Source organism: Streptomyces sp. NPDC050997, from assembly GCF_040660135.1.
Lineage (GTDB): Bacteria > Actinomycetota > Actinomycetes > Streptomycetales > Streptomycetaceae > Streptomyces.
Genome location: NZ_JBFAGK010000005.1, coordinates 521,691 through 542,607, shown reverse-complemented (window position 1 = coordinate 542,607; position 20,917 = coordinate 521,691). Strand labels below are relative to the sequence as shown.

The 20,917-nt window shown below is 70.4% G+C and carries 15 protein-coding genes; 7 read left to right on the top strand and 8 right to left on the bottom strand.

Going from position 1 to position 20,917, the window contains the following annotated elements; genetic code table 11:
• Positions 1-4 precede the first annotated feature (4 nt).
• Genes AB0H86_RS15055 through AB0H86_RS15045 form a run of 3 tightly spaced genes read right to left on the bottom strand, consistent with a single transcriptional unit; the run spans position 5 to position 4,561 of the window.
• Positions 5-1,957 (bottom strand): substrate-binding domain-containing protein, encoded by a 1,953-nt coding sequence (locus tag AB0H86_RS15055; RefSeq protein WP_362437298.1) that lies wholly within the window; start codon positions 1,955-1,957, stop codon positions 5-7.
• Positions 1,947-3,476 (bottom strand): sugar ABC transporter ATP-binding protein, encoded by a 1,530-nt coding sequence (locus AB0H86_RS15050; protein WP_362437296.1) that lies wholly within the window; start codon positions 3,474-3,476, stop codon positions 1,947-1,949. Before AB0H86_RS15050 ends, AB0H86_RS15055 begins: the two co-directional genes overlap by 11 nt.
• Entirely contained in the window at positions 3,473-4,561 is a 1,089-nt protein-coding gene (locus tag AB0H86_RS15045; RefSeq protein WP_362437294.1) for a LacI family DNA-binding transcriptional regulator, read from the bottom strand. Before AB0H86_RS15045 ends, AB0H86_RS15050 begins: the two co-directional genes overlap by 4 nt.
• Before the next feature lie 171 nt (positions 4,562-4,732).
• Between AB0H86_RS15045 and AB0H86_RS15040 the strand changes: the two genes are divergently transcribed.
• Positions 4,733-6,976 (top strand): ATP-dependent RecD-like DNA helicase, encoded by a 2,244-nt coding sequence (locus tag AB0H86_RS15040; protein ID WP_362437292.1) that lies wholly within the window; start codon positions 4,733-4,735, stop codon positions 6,974-6,976.
• 278 nt (positions 6,977-7,254) lie between these two features.
• The gene (locus AB0H86_RS15035; protein ID WP_362437290.1) at positions 7,255-8,553 is read left to right on the top strand and encodes a citrate synthase; all 1,299 of its coding nucleotides are present in this window, start codon (positions 7,255-7,257) and stop codon (positions 8,551-8,553) included.
• A 756-nt stretch (positions 8,554-9,309) separates the two neighbouring features.
• Here the strand turns inward: AB0H86_RS15035 and AB0H86_RS15030 are convergent.
• Positions 9,310-11,565, bottom strand: a complete 2,256-nt coding sequence (locus AB0H86_RS15030; RefSeq protein WP_362437288.1) for a heavy metal translocating P-type ATPase — start codon at positions 11,563-11,565, stop codon at positions 9,310-9,312.
• 87 nt (positions 11,566-11,652) lie between these two features.
• Complete coding sequence (locus tag AB0H86_RS15025; RefSeq protein ID WP_362437286.1) at positions 11,653-11,892, bottom strand: heavy-metal-associated domain-containing protein; 240 nt, start codon at positions 11,890-11,892, stop codon at positions 11,653-11,655.
• A gap of 503 nt (positions 11,893-12,395) precedes the next feature.
• Between AB0H86_RS15025 and AB0H86_RS15020 the strand changes: the two genes are divergently transcribed.
• On the top strand, positions 12,396-13,439 hold the full coding sequence (locus tag AB0H86_RS15020; RefSeq protein WP_362437284.1) for a zinc-dependent alcohol dehydrogenase family protein: 1,044 nt from the start codon (positions 12,396-12,398) through the stop codon (positions 13,437-13,439).
• 42 nt (positions 13,440-13,481) lie between these two features.
• Here the strand turns inward: AB0H86_RS15020 and AB0H86_RS15015 are convergent, their stop codons facing one another.
• The 3 genes from AB0H86_RS15015 to AB0H86_RS15005 all read right to left on the bottom strand — a co-directional run bounded on the left by AB0H86_RS15015 (position 13,482) and on the right by AB0H86_RS15005 (position 16,131).
• A complete protein-coding gene (locus tag AB0H86_RS15015) occupies positions 13,482-13,682 on the bottom strand; it encodes a MerR family transcriptional regulator (protein ID WP_362437282.1) in 201 nt (66 codons plus the stop codon).
• A 482-nt stretch (positions 13,683-14,164) separates the two neighbouring features.
• Positions 14,165-15,103 carry a helix-turn-helix domain-containing protein gene (locus AB0H86_RS15010; protein WP_362437280.1) on the bottom strand — a complete coding sequence of 313 codons (939 nt, stop codon included), beginning with the start codon at positions 15,101-15,103 and terminating at the stop codon, positions 14,165-14,167.
• A 110-nt stretch (positions 15,104-15,213) separates the two neighbouring features.
• The gene (locus AB0H86_RS15005) at positions 15,214-16,131 is read right to left on the bottom strand and encodes a sugar phosphate isomerase/epimerase (RefSeq protein ID WP_362437278.1); all 918 of its coding nucleotides are present in this window, start codon (positions 16,129-16,131) and stop codon (positions 15,214-15,216) included.
• Between the two features lie 242 nt (positions 16,132-16,373).
• On the opposite strand from AB0H86_RS15005, the gene iolC reads away from it, so the two are divergent.
• From iolC to iolD, 4 genes are read left to right on the top strand one after another with little or no spacing between them, the layout of a single operon-like run.
• Positions 16,374-17,324 carry a 5-dehydro-2-deoxygluconokinase gene (gene iolC / locus AB0H86_RS15000; protein WP_362437276.1) on the top strand — a complete coding sequence of 317 codons (951 nt, stop codon included), beginning with the start codon at positions 16,374-16,376 and terminating at the stop codon, positions 17,322-17,324.
• The gene (locus AB0H86_RS14995; RefSeq protein ID WP_362437274.1) at positions 17,321-18,202 is read left to right on the top strand and encodes a deoxyribose-phosphate aldolase; all 882 of its coding nucleotides are present in this window, start codon (positions 17,321-17,323) and stop codon (positions 18,200-18,202) included. Before iolC ends, AB0H86_RS14995 begins: the two co-directional genes overlap by 4 nt.
• A 7-nt stretch (positions 18,203-18,209) precedes the next feature.
• The gene (gene iolB, locus AB0H86_RS14990) at positions 18,210-19,025 is read left to right on the top strand and encodes a 5-deoxy-glucuronate isomerase (protein ID WP_362437272.1); all 816 of its coding nucleotides are present in this window, start codon (positions 18,210-18,212) and stop codon (positions 19,023-19,025) included.
• Positions 19,022-20,914, top strand: a complete 1,893-nt coding sequence (iolD, locus tag AB0H86_RS14985; RefSeq protein WP_362437270.1) for a 3D-(3,5/4)-trihydroxycyclohexane-1,2-dione acylhydrolase (decyclizing) — start codon at positions 19,022-19,024, stop codon at positions 20,912-20,914. The genes iolB and iolD overlap by 4 nt, the downstream gene beginning before the upstream one ends.
• Positions 20,915-20,917: the final 3 nt, after the last annotated feature.

Here is a 20,917-nt window from a genome sequence, read left to right as displayed (position 1 = left end):
GGTCTCAGCCCGTGAACCCTGCCACGTTCTCCTTCGTGACCACCTTCACCGGCACCATCACCGACTTCGCGACCTTGCCGCCCTCGGCGACCTCGACCGCGTTCCGCACCGCGATCCTGCCGAGTTCCGTCGGCTGCTGCGCCACCGACGCGTACAGCGTGCCCGCCTTGACGGCGGTCAGCCCGTCCGCCGTGCCGTCGAAGCCGAGGACCTGAACGGACTTGCCCGCCTTGGCACCCAGTGCCTTGATCGCGCCGAGCGCCATCTCGTCGTTCTCCGCGAAGACGCCGTCGATGTCGGAGTTGGCCTGGAGCAGGTTGGTCATGACGTCCAGGCCCTTGGTGCGGTCCCAGTCGGCGGGCTGCTTGGCGACCACCTTGATGCCCGGGTAGGCCTTCAGGCCCTCGGCGAAGCCCGAGCCGCGCTCCCGGCTGGCGGAGGTGCCCGCCTGGCCCTGCAGGATCACGATCGTTCCCTTGCCGCCCAGCTTCTCTGCGAGCGTCTTCGCGGCGAGCTTGCCGCCGGTGACGTTGTCGGAGGCGACGAGCGCGGCGGTGTCCGCGTTGTTGACCGACCGGTCGACCGCCACCAGCGGGGTGTCCGACTTGTTCACGGCCTTCGCCGCCGGGGTCACCGCGTCCGAGTCCACCGGGTTGACGATGATCGTGCCGAGTCCCTCGCTGGTGAAGTTCTGCAACTGGTTGGCCTGTTGCGAGGCGTCGTTCTGCGCGTCGGTGACCGTCAGGTCCACGCCCAGCTTCTTCGCCTCCGCCTGCGCACCGGCCCGGATCTGCACGAAGAACGGGTTGTTGAGCGTCGAGAGCGACAGCCCGATCTTCTGGCTCTTCGCCTCCGAGGAGCCGCTGTGCAGGAAGGACATGCCCCCGACGACCGCCGCCGCGACCACGGCCGCGAGCAGGTACGTCGCCGCCTGCCTGCCCTTGCCGCCGCTGGAGGTACCGGCCGCCACCGGAGTCGCCCCGGCCTTCCGCCGCACCGTGTCAAGGAGCACCGCCAGCGCGATCACGACACCGATGACAACCTGCTGCCAGAAGGCGGAGACGGACAGCAGGTTCAGCCCGTTGCGAAGCACCGCCAGGATCAGCGCGCCGATCAGCGTGCCGGACGCCTTGCCGGTACCGCCCGCGAGCGAGGCGCCGCCGATGACGACCGCGGCGATCGCGTCCAGCTCGTAGCCCTGCGCGGCCTGCGGCTGCGCGGAGGACAGCCGGGCCGCGAGCACGATGCCCGCGGCGGCGGCGAACAGGCCGGAGAACGCGTAGATGGCGAGCTTCTGCTTCTTCACCCGCAGACCCGACAGACGGGCCGCCTCCTCGTTGCCGCCGATCGCGTACATCGAGCGTCCGATGTACGTCCGCCCCAGCACGAACGCCGTGATGAGCCCCATCACGACCATCACGAGCACCGGCACCGGCAGCCAGCCGCCGAGGGTGTCGCCGAGGTGCGAGACCGAGCCGGGAAGGGCGATGGGGGAGCCCTGCGAGACGACCAGCGACAGACCGCGGGCCACCGACAGCATGGCCAACGTCGCGATGAACGGCGGCAGTTTGCCGTACGAGATCAGGAAACCGTTGACCAGACCGCACGCGATGCCGGTCGCGACCGCGAGGACGACCGCTATCGCGACTGGGACGCCCTGCGAGGTGGCGCTCCACGCGAGGACGGTGGCCGACAGGGCCGCCACCGAGCCCACCGACAGGTCGATGCCCGCCGAGACGATCACGAAGGTGACACCGAAGGCGAGGATGGCGGTCACGGCCGCCTGGACGCCGACGTTGAGCAGGTTGTCGGTCGTCATGAAGTCGCCGGACAGCGCCGACATCGCGATGACGAGGACGATCAGCGCGGTCAGCGCGCCGTTGTCGAGCAGCAGACGGCGCAGGTTGCCCGAGGCGCCACCCGCGCCCGTCGTGCTCTTGAGGGTGTCAGTGGCCACCGGAGGCCTCCGTTTCGGTCTTCTCGTTCGTGGGGTTGCTTACGGCGAGCGCCATCACGGCGTCCTGAGTGGCCTCGTCCGCGGCGAGTTCGCCGGCGATCCGGCCCTGGGCCATCACCAGCACCCGGTCGCTCATACCGAGCACCTCGGGCAGATCGCTGGAGATCATCAGGACGGCGGCGCCGGCGGCCGTCAGTTCGTTGATCAGCTGGTAGATCTCGACCTTGGCGCCGACGTCGATCCCACGCGTCGGCTCGTCGAGGATCAGCACCTTGGTGTCGGCCAGCAGCCACTTGCCGATGACGACCTTCTGCTGATTGCCGCCGGACAACGTCCGTACGTGCTGGCCGAGTCCGGCCATCCGCACGCCGAGCTGCTCGGCGATCCGCGCGGCGGCCGCGCGCTGCGACGTGAGGTCGACGAGCCCGGCACGGGTGGCGGACCGCATGGTGACCAGACCGAGGTTCTCCTCGACGGAGGCGTCCAGGAGCAGCCCCTGGCCCTTGCGGTCCTCGGGGATCAGACCGATGCCCGCGGTCATGGCCGCGTTGACATCGTGCCTGGGGACCGAGGCGCCGGAGACCTTCACGGTCCCCTTGTCGTACCGGTCGGCGCCGAACACCGCCCGCACGACCTCCGTACGACCGGCCCCGACCAGCCCCGCGACACCGACGACCTCGCCGGCGTGCACCTCGAAACCGACATCGTGGAAGACGCCGTCGCGGGTCAGTCCCTCGACGGAGAGCAACGCGGCGCCCCGGTCGGCCCGTTCGCGCGGGTACTGCTGCTCGATCGACCGTCCCACCATGAGACGTACGAGTTCGTCCTCGGGCGTGGTGGCGGGGACCTGCCCGACACTCCTGCCGTCCCGGATGACCGTCACCCGGTCTCCCAGAGCGGCGATCTCCTCCAGGTGGTGCGTGATGAAGACGACGCCCACGCCGTCGGCGCGCAGCGTGCGCACGATTCCGAAGAGCTTCTCGACCTCCTCGGAGGTGAGCACGGCGGTCGGCTCGTCCATGATCAGCACCCGCGCGTTCAGGCTCAGCGCCTTCGCGATCTCGACCATCTGGAGGCGTGCGATACCGAGTTCACGCACCCGCGCGCGGGGGGACACGTTCACGCCGACCCGCTCCAGGAGGACGGCGGCGTCCGCCTCCATCCTCTTGCGGTCGATCATGCCCAGGCGGCGCGGCTGGCGCCCCAGGAAGATGTTCTCGGCCACCGTCAGATCGGGAACGAGGTTGAACTCCTGGTAGATGGTGGCGATCCCGAGGCGCTCGGAGTCCTGCGCACCATGGATGCGCACCTCCTCGCCACCGGCCAGGATCCGCCCGCCATCGGGCGTGTAGGCGCCGGAGAGCATCTTGATGAGGGTGCTCTTGCCCGCGCCGTTCTCACCGAGGAGGACGTGCACCTCGCCCCGGCGCAGGTCGAAGTCGACGCCGTCGAGCGCGACCACGCCGGGGAAGGTCTTCCGTATGCCCTCGATGCGCAGCAACTCGTCCGGGTTGCTCACGTCTGGCTCCTTCTTACGGGGGACCGCACAGCGGGGGACTGCGCGGGGGGTGGCTCTGTGGGGGGTGGCTCCGTGGGGGGTGGCTCGGGGGGAGCCGGTTCGCCGCACGAGCGGCGTACGACGACATGGGCGGTGAGGGCGACGGACTTGGGGGGCCGTCCCTCGATGCGGTCGACGAGCGCGCGCACGGCGGCCCGCCCCAGCTCACCCGTGGGCTGGGCGATCGCGGTGATCGGCGGATCGGTGTGCACGAACCAGGGGATGTCGTCGAACGCGGCCAGCGCGATGTCCTCGGGAACCCGCAGCCCGCGCGCGCGGATGGCGTCCAGCGCGCCCAGGGCCATCAGGTTGTCCGCGGCGAAGACGACCTCGGGCGGCTCGGGCAGGTCGAGAAAGCCGTCGGTGACCCGCCGCCCGCTGTCGGCCTGGAAGTCGCCCTGTCCCGTGTAGACATCAGGGAGATCGAGACCGTGCGCGTGCAGCGCCTCCCTGAAGGCGTCCACCCGCTCCTGGCCCGTCGTGGTCGCCGCCGGCCCCGCGATGATCGCGAGGCGCCGGTGCCCGAGCCCGTACAGATGGGCGACGAGATCCCGGACGGCCGTCCGCCCGTCCGCCCGCACGACCGGCACCTCCATGCCCGGGATCCACCGGTCCACGAAGACCATCGGCGTCCCCCCGCGCGCGGTGTCCAGCATCAGCGGCGACCCGCCGTCGGTCGGGGAGACCAACAGGCCGTCGATACGGCGGTCCAGCAGATTCCGTACGTGGTGGTCCTGGAGGTCGGGCCGCTCGTCGGCGTTGCCGATGATGACGCTGTAGCCGAGCGCGCGGGCCTCCTCCTCGACGGAGCGGGCCAGTTCGGTGAAGTAGGGGTTCATCACGTCGCTGATGACCAGGCCGAGGGTGTGGGTCTGGTCGGTGCGCAGCGACCGGGCGACGGCGTTCGGGCGGTAGCCCAGCGTCCCGACGGCGGCCAGCACGCGCGCGCGGGCGTCCGCGCTGACCGACGGATGGTCGTTCAGGACGCGCGACACCGTGGCGACGGAGACCCCCGCCTCGGCTGCGACGTCCTTGATGCTCGCCATCGCCGCTCCACCTCCTTGTGGAATCGTTTACATCTACGACACGGAGGATTGGAATCGATTACATGAGAGTTATCAAGCCCTCTCGGCCTGCCTGAGACCGGATCGTGATGAGCGATGCCCGGATGAGCACGACCGAGGTGGGCTGTCGGTGCCGGGCGGTACCGTCGGATCATGGCCCAAGAAACGGGGAGCGGGGAGCGGCACTTGGCCGTGCTCGAAGGTGTCCTGGAGCGGATCACCTACGCCAACGAGGAGAACGGCTACACGGTCGCCCGCGTCGACACCGGCCGTGGTGGCGGTGATCTGCTGACGGTCGTCGGCGCGCTGCTCGGTGCCCAGGTGGGCGAGTCGCTGCGGATGGAGGGCCGCTGGGGCTCGCACGCCCAGTACGGCAAGCAGTTCACCGTCGAGAACTACACGACCCTCCTGCCGGCCACCGTCCAGGGCATCCGCCGCTATCTCGGCTCGGGCCTGGTCAAGGGGATCGGTCCGGTCTTCGCCGACCGCATCACCCAGCACTTCGGACTGGACACCCTGAGGATCATCGAGGAGGAGCCCAAGCGGCTCATCGAGGTCCCCGGGCTCGGCCCCAAGCGCACCAAGAAGATCGCCGACGCCTGGGAGGAACAGAAGGCGATCAAGGAGGTCATGCTCTTCCTCCAGACCGTCGAGGTGTCCACCTCCATCGCGGTGCGCATCTACAAGAAGTACGGCGATGCCTCGATCTCCGTCGTGAAGAACCAGCCGTACCGCCTGGCCTCCGACGTCTGGGGCATCGGCTTCCTCACCGCCGACAAGATCGCCCAGTCCGTCGGCATCCCGCACGACAGCCCGGAGCGCGTCAAGGCGGGCCTGCAGTACGCCCTGTCGCAGTCCGCCGACCAGGGGCACTGCTATCTCCCCGAGGAACAGCTGATCGCGGACGCGGTGAAGCTGCTCCAGGTCGACACCGGCCTGGTCATCGAGTGCCTCGCCGAACTCGCGGCGCCCCCTCAGGAGGGGGAGGACCCCGGTGTCGTACGGGAGAAGGTGCCGGGACCGGACGGCGTCCCCGTCACCGCCGTCTACCTCGTCCCCTTCCACCGGGCCGAACTCTCCCTCTCCGCCCAGCTGTTGCGCATCCTGCGGACCGACCAGGACCGGATGCCCGCCTTCCGGGAGGTCGCGTGGGACAAGGCGCTGGGCTGGCTCAGGGCTCGTACCGGGGTCGAGCTCGCCCCCGAGCAGGAGGCCGCCGTCAAGCTGGCGCTCGGCGAGAAGGTCGCCGTCCTCACCGGCGGCCCGGGCTGCGGCAAGTCCTTCACGGTCCGCTCGATCGTGGAGCTGGCCCGCGCCAAGAAGGCCAAGGTCGTCCTCGCCGCCCCCACCGGCCGCGCCGCCAAGCGCCTGTCCGAGCTCACCGGCGCCGAGGCCTCCACCGTGCACCGACTGCTGGAGCTGAAGCCGGGCGGCGACGCGGCCTACGACAAGGACCGCCCCCTCGACGCCGACCTGGTGGTGGTCGACGAGGCGTCGATGCTGGACCTGCTGCTGGCGAACAAGCTGGTGAAGGCCGTACCCCCGGGCGCGCACCTCCTCTTCGTCGGGGATGTCGACCAGCTCCCCAGCGTCGGCGCCGGCGAGGTGCTCCGCGACCTGCTCGCCGACGGCGGCCCGATCCCGGCCGTGCGCCTGACGCGCGTGTTCCGCCAGGCCCAGCAGTCCGGCGTGGTGACGAACGCGCACCGGATCAACTCCGGGCAGCACCCCGTCACCGACGGCATGAACGACTTCTTCCTCTTCGTCGAGGACGACACGGAGGAGGTCGGCCGGCTCACGGTGGACGTGGCGGCCCGGCGGATTCCGGCCAGGTTCGGCCTCGACCCGCGCCGGGACGTCCAGGTGCTCGCCCCCATGCACCGGGGACCGGCCGGCGCGGGCACCCTCAACGGCCTGCTCCAGCAGGCCATCACGCCCGGCCGCCCGGAGCTGCCCGAGAAGCGGTTCGGCGGCCGGGTCTTCCGCGTCGGCGACAAGGTCACCCAGATTCGCAACAATTACGAGAAGGGCGCCAACGGTGTCTTCAACGGCACGGTGGGCGTGGTCACCTCGCTCGACCCGGTCGACCAGCGCCTCACCGTACTGACGGACGAGGACGAGGAGGTCCCGTACGAGTTCGACGAACTGGACGAACTGGCGCACGCGTACGCGATGACCATTCACCGCTCGCAGGGAAGTGAATATCCCGCCGTGGTGATCCCGGTCACCACCAGCGCCTGGATGATGCTTCAGCGGAACCTGCTGTACACGGCGGTCACCCGGGCGAAGAAGCTGGTCGTCCTCGTCGGTTCGCGCAAGGCGATCGGCCAGGCGGTGCGCACGGTGTCGGCGGGGAGACGCTGCACGGCACTGGACTTCCGGCTCTCCGGTCGGTGACGCTGCGGTCCCGAGTCTCCTTCCGAGCCCCCTACCGAGCCCTTTCGGGGCGCCTGAGGGCGGGCTTCACCAAAAATGATCGATCAAATGAGTCACATCGGTCACAGAGCTCTTCCGGAAGCGGGTGAAGGGGAGGCAGGATGGGCGAGTTGGCGGCACTCAGTGCCGCCAATAAGCCCAACGGCCGACCCCGAGTGCACTCTCCTGCGCCAAATGGGGGATGGTAGAGACAGTCAGGGCAACCTCGAAGAAGAGGCACAACGTCGGTGAGGGATGACGTGAGCGAGCACACCAACAACGCTGTAGTACTGCGGTACGGCGACGGCGAGTACACCTACCCGGTGATCGACAGCACCGTCGGCGACAAGGGCTTCGACATCGGGAAGCTCCGTGCCCAGACCGGTCTGGTCACTCTGGACAGCGGTTACGGAAACACCGCCGCCTATAAATCCGCCGTCACGTACCTCGACGGCGAGGCCGGCATCCTCCGGTACCGCGGCTACCCGATCGAGCAGCTGGCCGAGCGCTCCACCTTCCTGGACGTGGCCTATCTGCTGATCAACGGCGAGCTGCCGACCGTCGACGAGCTCACCGTCTTCAAGAACGACATCACGCAGCACACCCTGCTGCACGAGGACGTCAAGAACTTCTACAAGGGCTTCCCGCGCGACGCCCACCCGATGGCCATGCTGTCGTCGGTCGTCTCGGCGCTGTCCACGTTCTACCAGGACAGCCACAACCCGTTCGACGAGAAGCAGCGCAACCTTTCGACGATCCGTCTGCTCGCCAAGCTTCCGACGATCGCCGCGTACGCGTACAAGAAGTCGATCGGTCACCCGTTCGTCTACCCGCGCAACGACCTCGGCTACGTCGAGAACTTCCTGCGTATGACCTTCTCGGTCCCGGCGCAGGAGTACGACCTCGACCCGGTCGTCGTCTCCGCGCTCGACAAGCTGCTGATCCTGCACGCGGACCACGAGCAGAACTGTTCGACGTCCACGGTCCGCCTGGTCGGCTCCTCGCAGGCCAACATGTTCGCGTCGATCTCGGCCGGCATCAACGCCCTGTGGGGCCCGCTGCACGGCGGCGCCAACCAGTCCGTGCTGGAGATGCTGGAGGGCATCCAGGCCAACGGCGGCGACGTCGACTCCTTCATCCGCAAGGTGAAGAACAAGGAAGAGGGCGTCCGCCTGATGGGCTTCGGCCACCGGGTGTACAAGTCCTTCGACCCGCGCGCGAAGATCATCAAGGCTGCCGCGCACGATGTGCTGTCCGCCCTCGGTAAGTCCGACGAGCTGCTGGACATCGCGCTGAAGCTGGAGGAGCACGCGCTCTCCGACGACTACTTCGTCTCGCGCAACCTCTACCCGAACGTCGACTTCTACACCGGTCTGATCTACCGGGCCATGGGCTTCCCGACCGAGATGTTCACGGTCCTGTTCGCCCTGGGCCGCCTCCCGGGCTGGATCGCCCAGTGGCACGAGATGATCAAGGAGCCCGGCTCCCGCATCGGCCGCCCGCGCCAGATCTACACGGGCGTGGTCGAGCGCGACTTCATTCCCGTCGAAGGGCGCTGAGCCGTCCACCAGGGCCCCGTACACGGCTTCGGCCGGGTGCGGGGCCTTCGTGTTGGTGCGGGTGAGCTCATGGGGCGATGAATCCGGTGCACTCGTGGGCTGAAACCGGTGCACTCATGGAGTGAAGCCGGTGCACGCAGGGGTGACGAGGCACGAGCGCCGGTGGACCCGGCGTACCGCTGGATGTAGGCGTACCGCTGGATACCGGTGTGCCGCTGAATATGCGGAAGGCGCCCCAGCGCCGGTCCCCCCACGGGCCGACGTCCAGGGCGCCTTCCCATGTCCCGGTGCGGATTCCCCCCACGGGATCCGGCCGGGCGTCTGTGAGAATCAGCGCCTGAATCGCTGTCTTGCGGTACTGCCTGCTGCTGCGTTGAGCAGAACGAGCAAAATTCCTCGTACTACTCATGTGTGCGGTCTGCCGGGACAGCGCACGCTGGGAGGGCCGCTCAAAGCTCCCCGGTGTACGTGCCCCGGCAACGCACCTCTGGGGAAGTCCCCCAAGACATCCCCAGATGCCAGTAAGCGCCCCCCAAGACGCTGCCTGACATCGTCAACTTAGACCTTCGAACCCCTTCGATGGTTACGTTCGCATCACTGTGATCTGCGTCTCTTGCATATGTCCGTTAGATGCGCAAGAGACCGGATACGGCGAGCGGGACTCAAGCGTAAGGATGATGCGCGAGCCTTGTGAAGAGCTTATGTGGTCGCGGCGCCGGACTCCAGGGGGGTCCGGCATCGGAATGTGCGCAAACGTCATCGGAACGCGCGCAAACGCAGGCTGTTGGTCACCACGAACACGGACGAGAACGCCATCGCCGCGCCCGCGATCATCGGGTCCAGCAACCCGGCCGCGGCCAGTGGCAGCGCGGCCACGTTGTACCCGAAGGCCCACACGAGGTTGCCCTTGATCGTGGACAGTGTCCGCCGGGACAGCCGGATCGCGTCCGCGGCCACCCGTAGATCCCCGCGCACCAGGGTCAGGTCGCCCGCCTCGATCGCCGCGTCGGTCCCGGTTCCCATCGCCAGGCCCAGATCGGCGGTGGCGAGCGCGGCCGCGTCGTTGACCCCGTCGCCGACCATGGCGACGACCCGGCCCTCGCCCCGCAGCCGCCGTACGACGTCGACCTTGTCCTCGGGCAGTACCTCGGCGACCACGTGCTCGGCGTCGATCCCGACGGCTTGGGCGACCGCCATGGCGACCGTCCGGTTGTCCCCGGTCAGCAGCACCGGCGTGAGGCCGAGGGCCCGCAACTCCCGCACCGCCTCCGCGCTGGTCTCCTTCACCGCGTCCGCGACGGCCAGGACCCCGCGCGCCTCTCCGTCCCAGCCGACCACGACGGCCGTACGCCCGTCCCTCTCGGCCTGTTCCTTCGCGCGGGCCAGGTCCGGTGGGAGCGCGTCGAAAAGGCGCCCCACGGCCACCTCGCGGCCCTCCACCCGCCCGCGTACGCCCCGCCCGGGCACGTTCTCGAAGTGCTCGGCCTCGGGCAGTGGCCCCACGCGTTCCTCCGCGCCCGCGGCGATCGCCCGGGCCACGGGGTGCTCGGAGGCGTGCTCCAGGGCGCCCGCGAGCCGCAGCACCTGCTTCACCTCGGCACCTTCGGTGACGTGGACCTTTTGGAGGGTCATCCGGCCGGTGGTGACCGTGCCGGTCTTGTCCAGGACGACCGTGTCGACGCGGCGCGTGGACTCCAGCACCTCGGGGCCCTTGATGAGGATGCCGAGCTGGGCACCGCGCCCGGTGCCGACCATCAGGGCGGTCGGGGTGGCCAGGCCCAGCGCGCACGGGCAGGCGATGATCAGGACCGCGACGGCCGCGGTGAACGCGGCGACCGTGTCGCCGGTCGTGCCGAGCCACACCCCGAAGGTGCCGCCCGCGATCGCGATCACCACCGGCACGAAGATCCCCGAGACCCGGTCGGCCAGCCGCTGCACCTCGGCCTTGCCGTTCTGCGCGTCCTCCACCAGCTTCGCCATCCGCGCGAGCTGGGTGTCGGCGCCGACCCGGGTGGCCTCGACGACCAGCCGCCCGCCGGCGTTGACGGTGGCACCGGTGACGGTGTCGCCCACGGTGACGTCCACCGGGACGGACTCGCCGGTCAGCATGGACGCGTCCACCGCGGAGGCGCCCTCGACCACCGTGCCGTCGGTGGCGACCTTCTCCCCGGGCCGTACGACGAACCGGTCACCGACGGCCAGCCGGGCCACCGGGATCCGTGTCTCACTCCCGTCCCGCAGGACGGCCACGTCCTTCACTCCGAGCTCCATCAGGGACCGCAGGGCGGCCCCGGCGCGCCGCTTCGCGCGAGCCTCCAGGTAGCGGCCCAGCAGGATGAACACGGTGACCCCGGCGGCGACTTCGAGGTAGATCGTGGAGGTGCCGTCCATCCGCGAAACGGTGGGGTCGAAGTGGTCCCGCATACCGGGCATGCCCGCGTCGCCGAGGAACAGCGCCCACAGCGACCAGCCGAACGCGGCCAGCGTGCCGAGCGAGACCAGGGTGTCCATGGTGGCCGCGCCGTGCCGGACGTTCGTCCAGGCGGCCCGGTGGAAGGGCAGGCCGCCCCAGACCACGACCGGTGAGGCGAGGGTGAGCGCCAGCCACTGCCAGTTGTCGAACTGGAGCGCAGGGATCATGGAGAGCAGGACGACCGGGACGGCCAGCACGGCGGAGACGGTCAGCCGCTGTCGGAGGGAGGCCGACTCCGGGTCCTCCTCGGCGACGGCTACGGCGTCTTCCGCGGCGACGGTCTCGTCCGGGGGCGGCGTCGGCTCCTCGGCCGTGTATCCGGTCCGCACCACTGTCGCGATCAGGTCGGCGACCTCGACGCCCGCCGGGTAGCTGACCTTCGCCTTCTCCGTCGCGTAGTTCACCGTGGCGGTCACGCCGTCCATGCGGTTGAGCTTCTTCTCGACGCGGGCCGCACAGGAGGCGCAGGTCATTCCGCCGATGAGCAGATCGACTTCCGACGTCCCGGTTGCCGGGGCGTGGTCGGTGATGGTGGACATGTCCGTACTCCAGAGAGCGGACCGGGCCGGGCGGCGACCGGTGTCGGCCGGCCCGGCACGGGTGGGAGGTGCGTGGCCCAGTCTGCCTCAGGCCTTGCCGACGAGTTCGAAGCCCGCCTCGTCGACGGCGGCGCGCACCGCTTCCTCGTCGAGCGGGGCCGCGGACACGACGGTCACCTCGCCGGCCGCCGCGACGGCCTTCACCGAGCTGACACCGGCGACCTCGGAGAGCTCGCCGGAGACGGCCCCCTCGCAGTGTCCGCAGGTCATTCCGCTCACCTTGTAGACGGCGGTGACGGAGCCCGGGGTGTCGGTCTGAGCGGTCATGTCGATCTCCTCGTAGAGGCAGGTGGGGCGGTCGTGACCCACGGTGGGGCCCGCACGCATCCCACGCTATACCCCTAGGGGGTACTTCTCCAAGAGAGTCGCGGTGCGTTGCGGGTCACGAGCGGCCGACGGGGGAGGGGGGGAGGGGTGCATGGTGCGCGGCCGGAGTTCGGGATGGCGTGTGCGGCGGGTACCCCGTCGGGTGGAAGGTGTGCCCGGAACCGCGGCCGGATCGGTGTTGCCGGGAGCCGGTCAGTGTGCCGGAGTCGCGGTGGTCCCGAGTTTGCCCAGCCTGTCGCCGACCAGTGGGGCGAGGTAACGGGTCAGGGCGTTCTTCACTGAGCGAGGGCGAGCGGCCCGCGGCAGCCGCCGAGCGTGAAGGGGACGAGCCGACACCGGACAACCGCGAACGGGACAACCGCGAACGGGACAAGGCGGAGTCGCACAGATAGCGTGCCGCCGTCAGAGGTGATCGGCGCAGGAGCGGTAGGCGAGGGGCGCGCATGCGGGCTGTGGTGTTCGAGCGGTACGGGGAGCCGGCCGAGGTGCGTGAGGTGGCGGACCCGGAGCCCGCTGAGCACGGGGTGGTGGTGCGGGTCGAGGCCACGGGACTGTGTCGCAGCGACTGGCACGGCTGGCAGGGCCACGACCCGGACATCATGCTGCCGCATGTGCCGGGGCATGAACTCGCCGGCGTCGTCGAGGCGGTGGGCGCCCGGGTGACCGGATGGCGACCGGGGGACCGGGTCACCGTCCCGTTCGTCTGCGCCTGCGGCACCTGTCCGTCCTGCGTGGCGGGCGATCAGCAGGTCTGCGAGCGGCAGACCCAGCCCGGCTTCACCCACTGGGGCTCCTTCGCCCAGTACGTGGCGCTGGATCACGCCGACGTGAACCTGATCGCCGTCCCCGAGGACCTGTCCTTCGCCACCGCCGCCTCCCTCGGCTGCCGGTTCGCCACGGCGTTCCGCGCGGTGGTGCGGCAGGGCCGGGTGGCGGCGGGCGAGTGGGTCGCGGTGCACGGCTGCGGAGGCGTCGGTCTGTCCGCCGTGATGATCGCGGCGGCGTCGGGGGCGCGGGTGGTGGCGGTGGACGTGTCGCCGCACGCCCTGGACCTGGCACGGAAGTTCGGCGCGGCACAGTGCGTGGACGCGTCCCGCACGGAGAACACGGCGGAGGCGATCCGCGCCCTGACCGACGGCGGCGCCCACCTCTCCCTCGACGCCCTGGGCTCGCCCACCACCTGCGCCGCCTCCGTCGACGGCCTGCGTCGCCGGGGCCGTCATGTCCAGGTCGGTCTGCTGCCCTCCCCGAGCGGCACGACACCGGTCCCGATGGCCCGCGTGGTCGCCCTCGAACTCGAACTCCTCGGCAGCCACGGCATGGCCGCCCACGCCTACCCGCCGATGCTGGAACTGGTGCGGGCCGGAGTCCTGCGGCCCGACCTGCTGGTCACGTCCACGATCGCCCTGGACGCGACGCCGACCGCGCTGGCGGCGATGGGCACGGCGCCCGGGGCGGGTGTGACGGTCATCGAGCCATGGGGTTGACGCTGCCCCACACGGAGGTGGGGCAGGGTTCCGTTCCTCGGGTCAGACCTCTCTTCGGCCGCGGTTGCCCGGACGGGAGGCCACCCAGGCGCGGACGGTGTCCGCGTACCAGTAGGGCTTGCCGCCCTCGACATGGTCGGGCGAGGGCAGCAGTCCGTGCTTGCGGTAGGACCGTACGGTGTCCGGCTGCACCCGGATGTGTGCCGCGATCTCCTTGTAGGACCAAAGCCTTCGGTCGGTCATGAGGTGCACCTCCCCGCGCGTGCCGCGGTGCCGGCCGGGGGCGGCCGTCGGAGGTACCCGGGCACTGCGCTGGCGATCACAAAGCCTGCGCCCGTTGAACGAGGGAGAGTTGATCAGGGTAGGGCCTGTGCACGGGGTGTGACGCAAGTGCCGCGTACACGTGACATGTGTGACAAGAAGGGGGCGTTTGTGACACGAGTGCCACAAAGGCGCACTCCGGTTCAAGGGCGTGGCGCGTTGACTCCGACGGCCATCTCTCCCACCACGGCAGCCCGTTGCCCGGACATCGCTCCCCGGACATCGCGGCTCGCACATCGCGGCCTGGGGCGCGCAAGACGGACCGGACCCGCTGCGCCGGGCCCGGCCCGTCGGCTCCCCGCATCCCCCCGGTCCCCGCATCCCCCCGGGTGCGTCCCCCCGATCAACCGGCCGGACGCACAGCGTGCACGCGGCGGGCACGGTCGGTCTTGGAGAAAATCGCACTACTGTCGCCCGGACGCGAGGACGAGACTCGTCGCCTCGCCCGTCATCCGGTCGCTCACCGGCCCCCCGACCCCGGTCGGCACCCCCCGTGCCGCAGTGAACTCCCGTGGTGTGCACCCCGTCATCGCCTTGAACTCACCGCTCAGATGCGCCTGGTCGTAGAACCCGCAGACCGCCGCCGTCTCCGCCGCCCCCCGTCCCGCCGCCAGCAGCCGCCGAGCCCGCTGCAAGCGCAGCACCCGGGCCGCCGCCTTGGGGCCGAGACCGATCTGCTCCCGGAAACGGTTCTCCAGGTGCCGCACGCTCCAGCCGACCTCCTCGGCGAGCTGTCGTACCGGCATCGAGCCGCCCGTGCGCACCAGCTCCGACCAGGCCCGCACCACCCGTGCCGAACTCGGGGTCCCGGCCGCCCACCAGCGGGCGAACACATCGTCGAGGAGTCCGAACCGGTCCTCCCAGGTCGGTAACGCGGCCAGCGCGGCGGAGAGTTCGCCGACGCTGTTCCGACGGCCCCCGGCCCGGCGGGAGGCGAGGGCGTGCGGCAGCTCGTCAGGGTCGACGGTGCGGTCGGCGAGCTCGTACTGGGGCGTGCCGAAGAGGGTGAACCCGGCCCAGGGCGTGAGCAGCACCTCGACGCCCGACATCCGCCCGCCGTGCTCACCGACGGCGGGGGTGGTCGTAGGGCCGCAGTAGACCGACACGAGGGTGGACGTGGGACGGCCCGCACGCGAGATGCGTACGGGCTGGTCGAAGCCCAGCAGCAGGGTCGCCGCACCGATCGGCGTCTCCAGCCGGCGCCGCGGCCGGTCCATCGAGAGCCTGACCCCGCGGTAGCTCATCACGCCCGGCCGCAGCCGTGGGTGCGGCGACGCGAGGGCATGTTCCCAGGAGCCGACGGGCCCCTGCCCGGACCGGACCAGCACCGCACCCGCAGCCATCCGCGCTCCTCCAGAGAGGGCACCCATGGTGCTACGGCAGGGGAGAGGACGGAAGGGCAAGGGTCAGGGACTGGCACCCCAGTAGGCGCCCCGGCCCAACTCCCGGAGGGCTACGCCCCGCACGACCTCAGGAACGCCCGCGTCCGCTGCGCGATCGGCAACGGGGTGTCCGGCTCGCACGGGTACATGTCCTGCTCGACGATCGCGAACAGATCGACGTCCAGCTTCTGCGCGGCCTCCAGCACGGGCCCCAGCGCGGGCACCCCGGCGGGCGGCTCGCACATCACACCGCGCGCGACAGCCGGCCCGAACGGCACCTCGTTCGCCCGCACGTCCGCCAGGATCTCCGGGTCCACCTGCTTCAGGTGCAGGTACCCGATGCGCTCGCCGTAGGTCTCGATCAGCTTGACGCTGTCTCCGCCGCAGTACGCGTAGTGCCCGGTGTCCAGGCACAGCGACACCAGGCCGGAGTCCGTGCCGTCCAGGAAGCGGACGACGTTCTCCTCGCTGTCGATGTGGGTGTCGGCGTGCGGGTGGACGACGATCTGCAGGCCGTACCGCTCCCGCACCTCCTTGCCGAGGCGCTCGGTCAGGGAGGTGAGATTGCGCCACTGCTCGGGCGTGAGGGTGTCGGACTCCAGTACCTCGCCGGTCTTGTCGTCCCGCCAGAAGGACGGGATGACGACCAGATGCCGGGCGCCCATCGCCTGCGCCAGCACCGCGTTGTCCGCGACATGCGCCCAGGTCTTCTCCCAGACCGCCTCGCCGTGGTGCAGGCCGGTGAAGACCGTGCCGGCGGAGACTTTCAGGCCACGCTGTGCGGTCTCCTCGACGAGGACTGCGGGATCGGTCGGCAGGTACCCGTAGGGGCCCAGCTCGATCCACTCGTAGCCGGAGGCGGCGACCTCGTCGAGGAAGCGCTTCCAGGGGACCTGTTGCGGGTCGTCCGGGAACCAGACGCCCCAGGAGTCGGGCGCCGATCCGATCCGGATGCGGGAGAGTGAGGGCTGAGGTGACAACGACGTCATGGCCGCCAGCGTGCTGTTCGCGAGCGGGGGTGTCAAGACCTGGTCCGAATGTCTGGACAAAACATTGACAGGGCCACGTGCACGGGCTAGAAACCGGGGTGAGCCGATACGAGCCGACGCGGCCAAAGCCCACTAGGCAAGGCCCACGCGGCAAGGACCACGAGGCACAGACCACGCGGCAAAGACCACGCGGCCAGGAGCCGACGCGGCTACCAGCCGTCACGGCGCACGAAGGGAACTCGATGGCGTACGACCTGATCACCATGGGGCGGATCGGAGTGGACCTCTATCCGCTGCAGACGGGCGTTCCATTGCCGCAGGTGGAGTCCTTCGGCAAGTTCCTCGGCGGCTCGGCCACCAACGTCGCCGTCGCCGCGGCCCGCCTGGGACGGCAGACCGCGGTGATCACCCGGACCGGCGACGACCCGTTCGGGACGTACCTGCACGAGGAGCTGCGGGGCTTCGGCGTCGACGACCGCTGGGTCACCCCGGTCCCGGGCCTGCCCACCCCGGTCACCTTCTGCGAGGTCTTCCCGCCGGACGACTTCCCGCTGTACTTCTACCGCCGCCCCAAGGCGCCCGACCTGGAGATCGACGCCCACGAGCTCGACCTGGACGCCATCCGCGAGACCCGCATCTTCTGGGTCACCGGCACCGGCCTGAGCGAGGAGCCCAGCCGTACGGCGACGCTCGCCGCCCTCGCCCACCGCGCCAAGGCCGGCGCCACGGTGTTCGACCTCGACTGGCGCCCCATGTTCTGGTCCGACCCGGACGCGGCCCGCCCCTTCTACGCCGAGGCCCTGAAGCACACCACCGTCGCCGTCGGAAACCTCGACGAGGTGGAGGTGGCCACCGGAGTGCGCGAGCCGCACGCCGCCGCCCGCGCGCTGCTGGACGCCGGTGTGGAACTCGCCGTGGTGAAGCAGGGCCCCAAGGGCGTCCTCGCCGTCAACAGCAAGGGAGAGTCGGCCGAGGTGCCCCCGCTCCCGGTGACCGTCCTCAACGGACTCGGGGCCGGTGACGCCTTCGGCGGCTCCCTCTGCCACGGCCTGCTCGAAGGCTGGGACCTGGAGAAGATCATGCGGCACGCCAACGCGGCCGGTGCCATCGTCGCCTCCCGCCTGGAGTGCTCCTCGGCGATGCCCACCCCGGACGAAGTGGCAGCGGCGCTCGCGGCGGGAGCCGTCAAGTGACCGTCGACATCGCGGACCTGGTCCGCACCCGCTCTCTGCGGCCCGAGGCCATAGCAGAGGCCGCCGCCCGCCGCACCCGCCGCTCGCTGCTCAACGCGAGCGGCCGGCTGATGATCGTCGCCGCCGACCACCCGGCCCGCGGCGCCCTCGGCGTCGGTGACCGCAAGAACGCCATGGCCAACCGTGCCGACCTGCTCGAACGCCTCTGCCTGGCACTGTCCCGCCCCGGCGTGGACGGCGTCCTCGCCACCGCCGACATCCTGGACGACCTGCTGCTGCTCGGCGCCCTCGACGGCAAGGTCGTCATGGGCTCGATGAACCGCGGCGGCCTCCAGGGCGCCAGCTTCGAACTCGACGACCGCTTCACCGGCCACCGCCCCGAGGACATCGAGCGCCTCGGCTTCGACGCCGGCAAGCTGCTCCTGCGGATCGACTACGACGACCCGGGCTCCCTCACCACCCTGGAGTCCACGGCCCGCGCCATCGACGACATGGCCGCACGCCGGCTCCCCGTCTTCGTCGAGCCGTTCATCAGCCGCCGCTCCCCGGAGGGCAGGCTGAGCAACGACCTGTCCGCCGAGGCCGTCACCAAGTCGATCGCGATCGCCTCGGGCCTGGGCGGTACCTCCGCCTACACCTGGCTGAAGGTCCCCGTCACCCAGAACCCCGACGACATGGCCGAGGTCATGGCGGCCTCCACGCTGCCCGCGGTCCTGCTGGGCGGCGAGGTCGGCGACGACCAGGACGGGGCGTACGAGAAATGGCGCGGCGCCCTGCAACTGCCCACCGTGCGCGGCCTGGTGGTCGGCCGTTCGCTGCTGTACCCGCCGGACGGCGATGTGGCCGCCGCCGTGGACACCGCCGTAGGACTGCTGTGAGGGCCGTATGACCAGCAACGAGCTGTACATCGCCAAGGGCGCCGCCGCGAACGCCCAGTACGTGGTCGACATCGACCCCAAGCGGGCCGGCTGGACCCACAGCAGTCTGCGGATCGTCGAGCTGGAACCGGGCGGCACCCACACCTTCACCGCCGGGGACAGCGAATGGATCGTCCTGCCGCTGCAAGGCGGATGTACCGTGCAAACAGAAGGTGAAGAGTTCCAACTCCTGGGCCGGGAAAGCGTGTTCGCCGGAGTCTCCGACTTCGCGTACGTGCCCCGTGACGCCCGGGCACTGATCGCCTCCGGCGCGGGCGGCCGCTTTGCTTTGGCAGGAGCGAAGTGCGAGCGACAACTCCCCGCCCGCTACGGCCCCGCGCCGGAGGTCCCGGAAGAACGGCGTGGCAGCGGCACCTGCACGCGCCACGTCCGCAACTTCGCCTCCGCCGACGCCTTCGACTGCGACAAGCTGATCGCCGTCGAGGTCATCACGCCCGGCGGCAACTGGTCCTCGTACCCGCAGCACAAGCACGACGAGCACCGGCCGGGCGAGGAGGTGGAGCTGGAGGAGGTCTACTACTTCGAGATCGACGGCGCGAACGGTTTCGGCTATCAGCGCGTATCCCCTTCACGCGTGGGCGGTTCGGACGTCCTCGCGGAGGTCCGCTCCGGCGACGTCGTCCTCGTTCCCGACGGATGGCACGGCCCGTCGATCGCGCAGCCCGGCCACGACATGTACTACCTGAACGTCATGGCCGGTCCGGGTGAGACACGGGAGTGGCGGATCTGCTTCCACCCGGATCAAACGGAGGGTTACCGATGACGGTGCAGACCCCGACGACGAGGCTCACGGTCGCGCAGGCGCTCGTCCGCTTCCTGTCCGTCCAGTACACGGAGCGGGACGGCGTACGGCAGCGGCTGATCGGCGCGACCTGGGGCATCTTCGGGCACGGGAACGTCGCCGGGCTCGGCCAGGCACTCGTGGAGTACGCCGCCGAGATGCCGTACCACCAAGGACGCAACGAGCAGTCGATGGTGCACGCGGCCGTCGGCTACGCCCGCCAGTCGAACCGCCTGTCCACGCACGCCGTGACGACCTCCATCGGCCCGGGCGCCACCAACCTGGTCACCGGCGCCGCCCTCGCGACCGTCAACCACCTCCCGGTCCTGCTGCTGCCCGGCGACACCTTCGCCACCCGGGTCGCCGACCCGGTCCTCCAGCAGCTCGAAGTCCCGTACGCGGGCGATGTGTCGGTCAACGACTGTCTGCGCCCGGTGTCGAGGTACTTCGACCGCGTCACCCGGCCGGAGGCCCTGATCCCGGCGGCGCTCCAGGCCATGCGGGTGCTCACGGACCCGGTGGAGACCGGCGCGGTGACCCTCGCCCTGCCGCAGGACGTGCAGGCCGAGGCGTACGACTGGCCCGACGAGTTCTTCGCGGAGCGCACCTGGACGGTACGACGGCCGGGCGCCGACCCGACCGAACTCGCCGAAGCCGTAAGGGCGATCCGGGCTTCGGAGAGGCCGCTGGTCATCGCGGGCGGCGGGGTCCACCACAGCCGCGCCGAGGAGGCCCTCGCCGAGTTCGCCTCGGCCACCGGCATCCCGGTCGCCTCCACCCAGGCAGGCAAGGGCTCCCTGCGCCACGACCACCCCCAGGACGTCGGCGGAGTCGGCCACACCGGCACGGCCACCGCCAACGAACTCGCCCGCCAGGCCGACCTGGTGATCGGTGTCGGCACCCGCTACACCGACTTCACCACCGCGTCGAACACCCTGTTCGCCGGCGACGAGGTCCGTTTCCTCAACCTCAACATCGCCCCGTTCGACGGCCACAAGCTGGCCGGCCGGCCCCTCGTCACGGACGCCCGCAGCGGCCTCCAGGAGCTGACCGGCGCCCTCCAGCTGCACGGCCACCGGGTCACGGAGACGTACGCCGGCGAGTACGCCCTCGACAAGGAGCGCTGGGAGCAGCGCGTCGACGCCTGCTACGAGGCCGAGGAGCCCGACATACGGCCGACGCAGGCGCAGGTCCTCGGCGCCCTGGACGCCCTCGTCGACGAGTCGGACGTGATCATCAACGCGGCCGGTTCGCTCCCCGGCGACCTGCACAAGATGTGGCGGGCGCGCTCACGGGACCAGTACCACCTGGAGTACGGCTACTCCTGCATGGGCTACGAGATCCCGGCCGCGATCGGTGTGAAGATGGCCGCCCCCGAGCGCAACGTCTGGGCACTGGTCGGCGACGGCACGTACCTGATGATGCCGACGGAGATCGTGACGGCCGTGCAGGAGGGAATCGCGATCAAGATCCTCCTGGTGCAGAACCACGGCTACGCCTCCATCGGCGGCCTGTCCGAGTCGGTCGGCGGTGAGCGGTTCGCCACCGCCTACCGCTACCAGTCCGACGACGGTACGTACACGGGGGCGCCGCTCCCCGTGGACCTCGCCGCCAACGTGGCGAGCCTCGGTATGCGCGTGCTGCGCGCGAAGACCGTACGAAGCCTCCGCACCGCCCTCGCCGAGGCGCGGTCCGCTGACATTCCCACATGTGTCTACGTGGAGACCGAAACCGCAGACACAGTGTCGGGCCCGCCCCCGGCGCAGGCCTGGTGGGATGTACCTGTGGCCGAAACCGCGACACGACCGTCCGCGGTGAAGGCCCGTGAGCTGTACGAACGGCACGTCTCTACCCGACGCCGTCATCTGTGAAGG

Excerpts from the sequence above, each read along its gene's own strand:
- AB0H86_RS15040 (WP_362437292.1), top strand. The coding sequence starts at position 4,733 with ATGGCCCAAGAAACGGGGAGCGGGGAGCGGCACTTGGCCGTGCTCGAA.
- iolB (WP_362437272.1), top strand. The coding sequence starts at position 18,210 with ATGACCAGCAACGAGCTGTACATCGCCAAGGGCGCCGCCGCGAACGCC.
- AB0H86_RS15015 (WP_362437282.1), bottom strand. The coding sequence starts at position 13,682 with ATGACCGACCGAAGGCTTTGGTCCTACAAGGAGATCGCGGCACACATC.
- AB0H86_RS15010 (WP_362437280.1), bottom strand. The coding sequence starts at position 15,103 with ATGGCTGCGGGTGCGGTGCTGGTCCGGTCCGGGCAGGGGCCCGTCGGC.
- AB0H86_RS15020 (WP_362437284.1), top strand. The coding sequence starts at position 12,396 with ATGCGGGCTGTGGTGTTCGAGCGGTACGGGGAGCCGGCCGAGGTGCGT.
- AB0H86_RS15030 (WP_362437288.1), bottom strand. The coding sequence starts at position 11,565 with ATGTCCACCATCACCGACCACGCCCCGGCAACCGGGACGTCGGAAGTC.
- AB0H86_RS15005 (WP_362437278.1), bottom strand. The coding sequence starts at position 16,131 with ATGACGTCGTTGTCACCTCAGCCCTCACTCTCCCGCATCCGGATCGGA.
- iolC (WP_362437276.1), top strand. The coding sequence starts at position 16,374 with ATGGCGTACGACCTGATCACCATGGGGCGGATCGGAGTGGACCTCTAT.
- iolD (WP_362437270.1), top strand. The coding sequence starts at position 19,022 with ATGACGGTGCAGACCCCGACGACGAGGCTCACGGTCGCGCAGGCGCTC.
- AB0H86_RS15025 (WP_362437286.1), bottom strand. The coding sequence starts at position 11,892 with ATGACCGCTCAGACCGACACCCCGGGCTCCGTCACCGCCGTCTACAAG.
- AB0H86_RS15045 (WP_362437294.1), bottom strand. The coding sequence starts at position 4,561 with ATGGCGAGCATCAAGGACGTCGCAGCCGAGGCGGGGGTCTCCGTCGCC.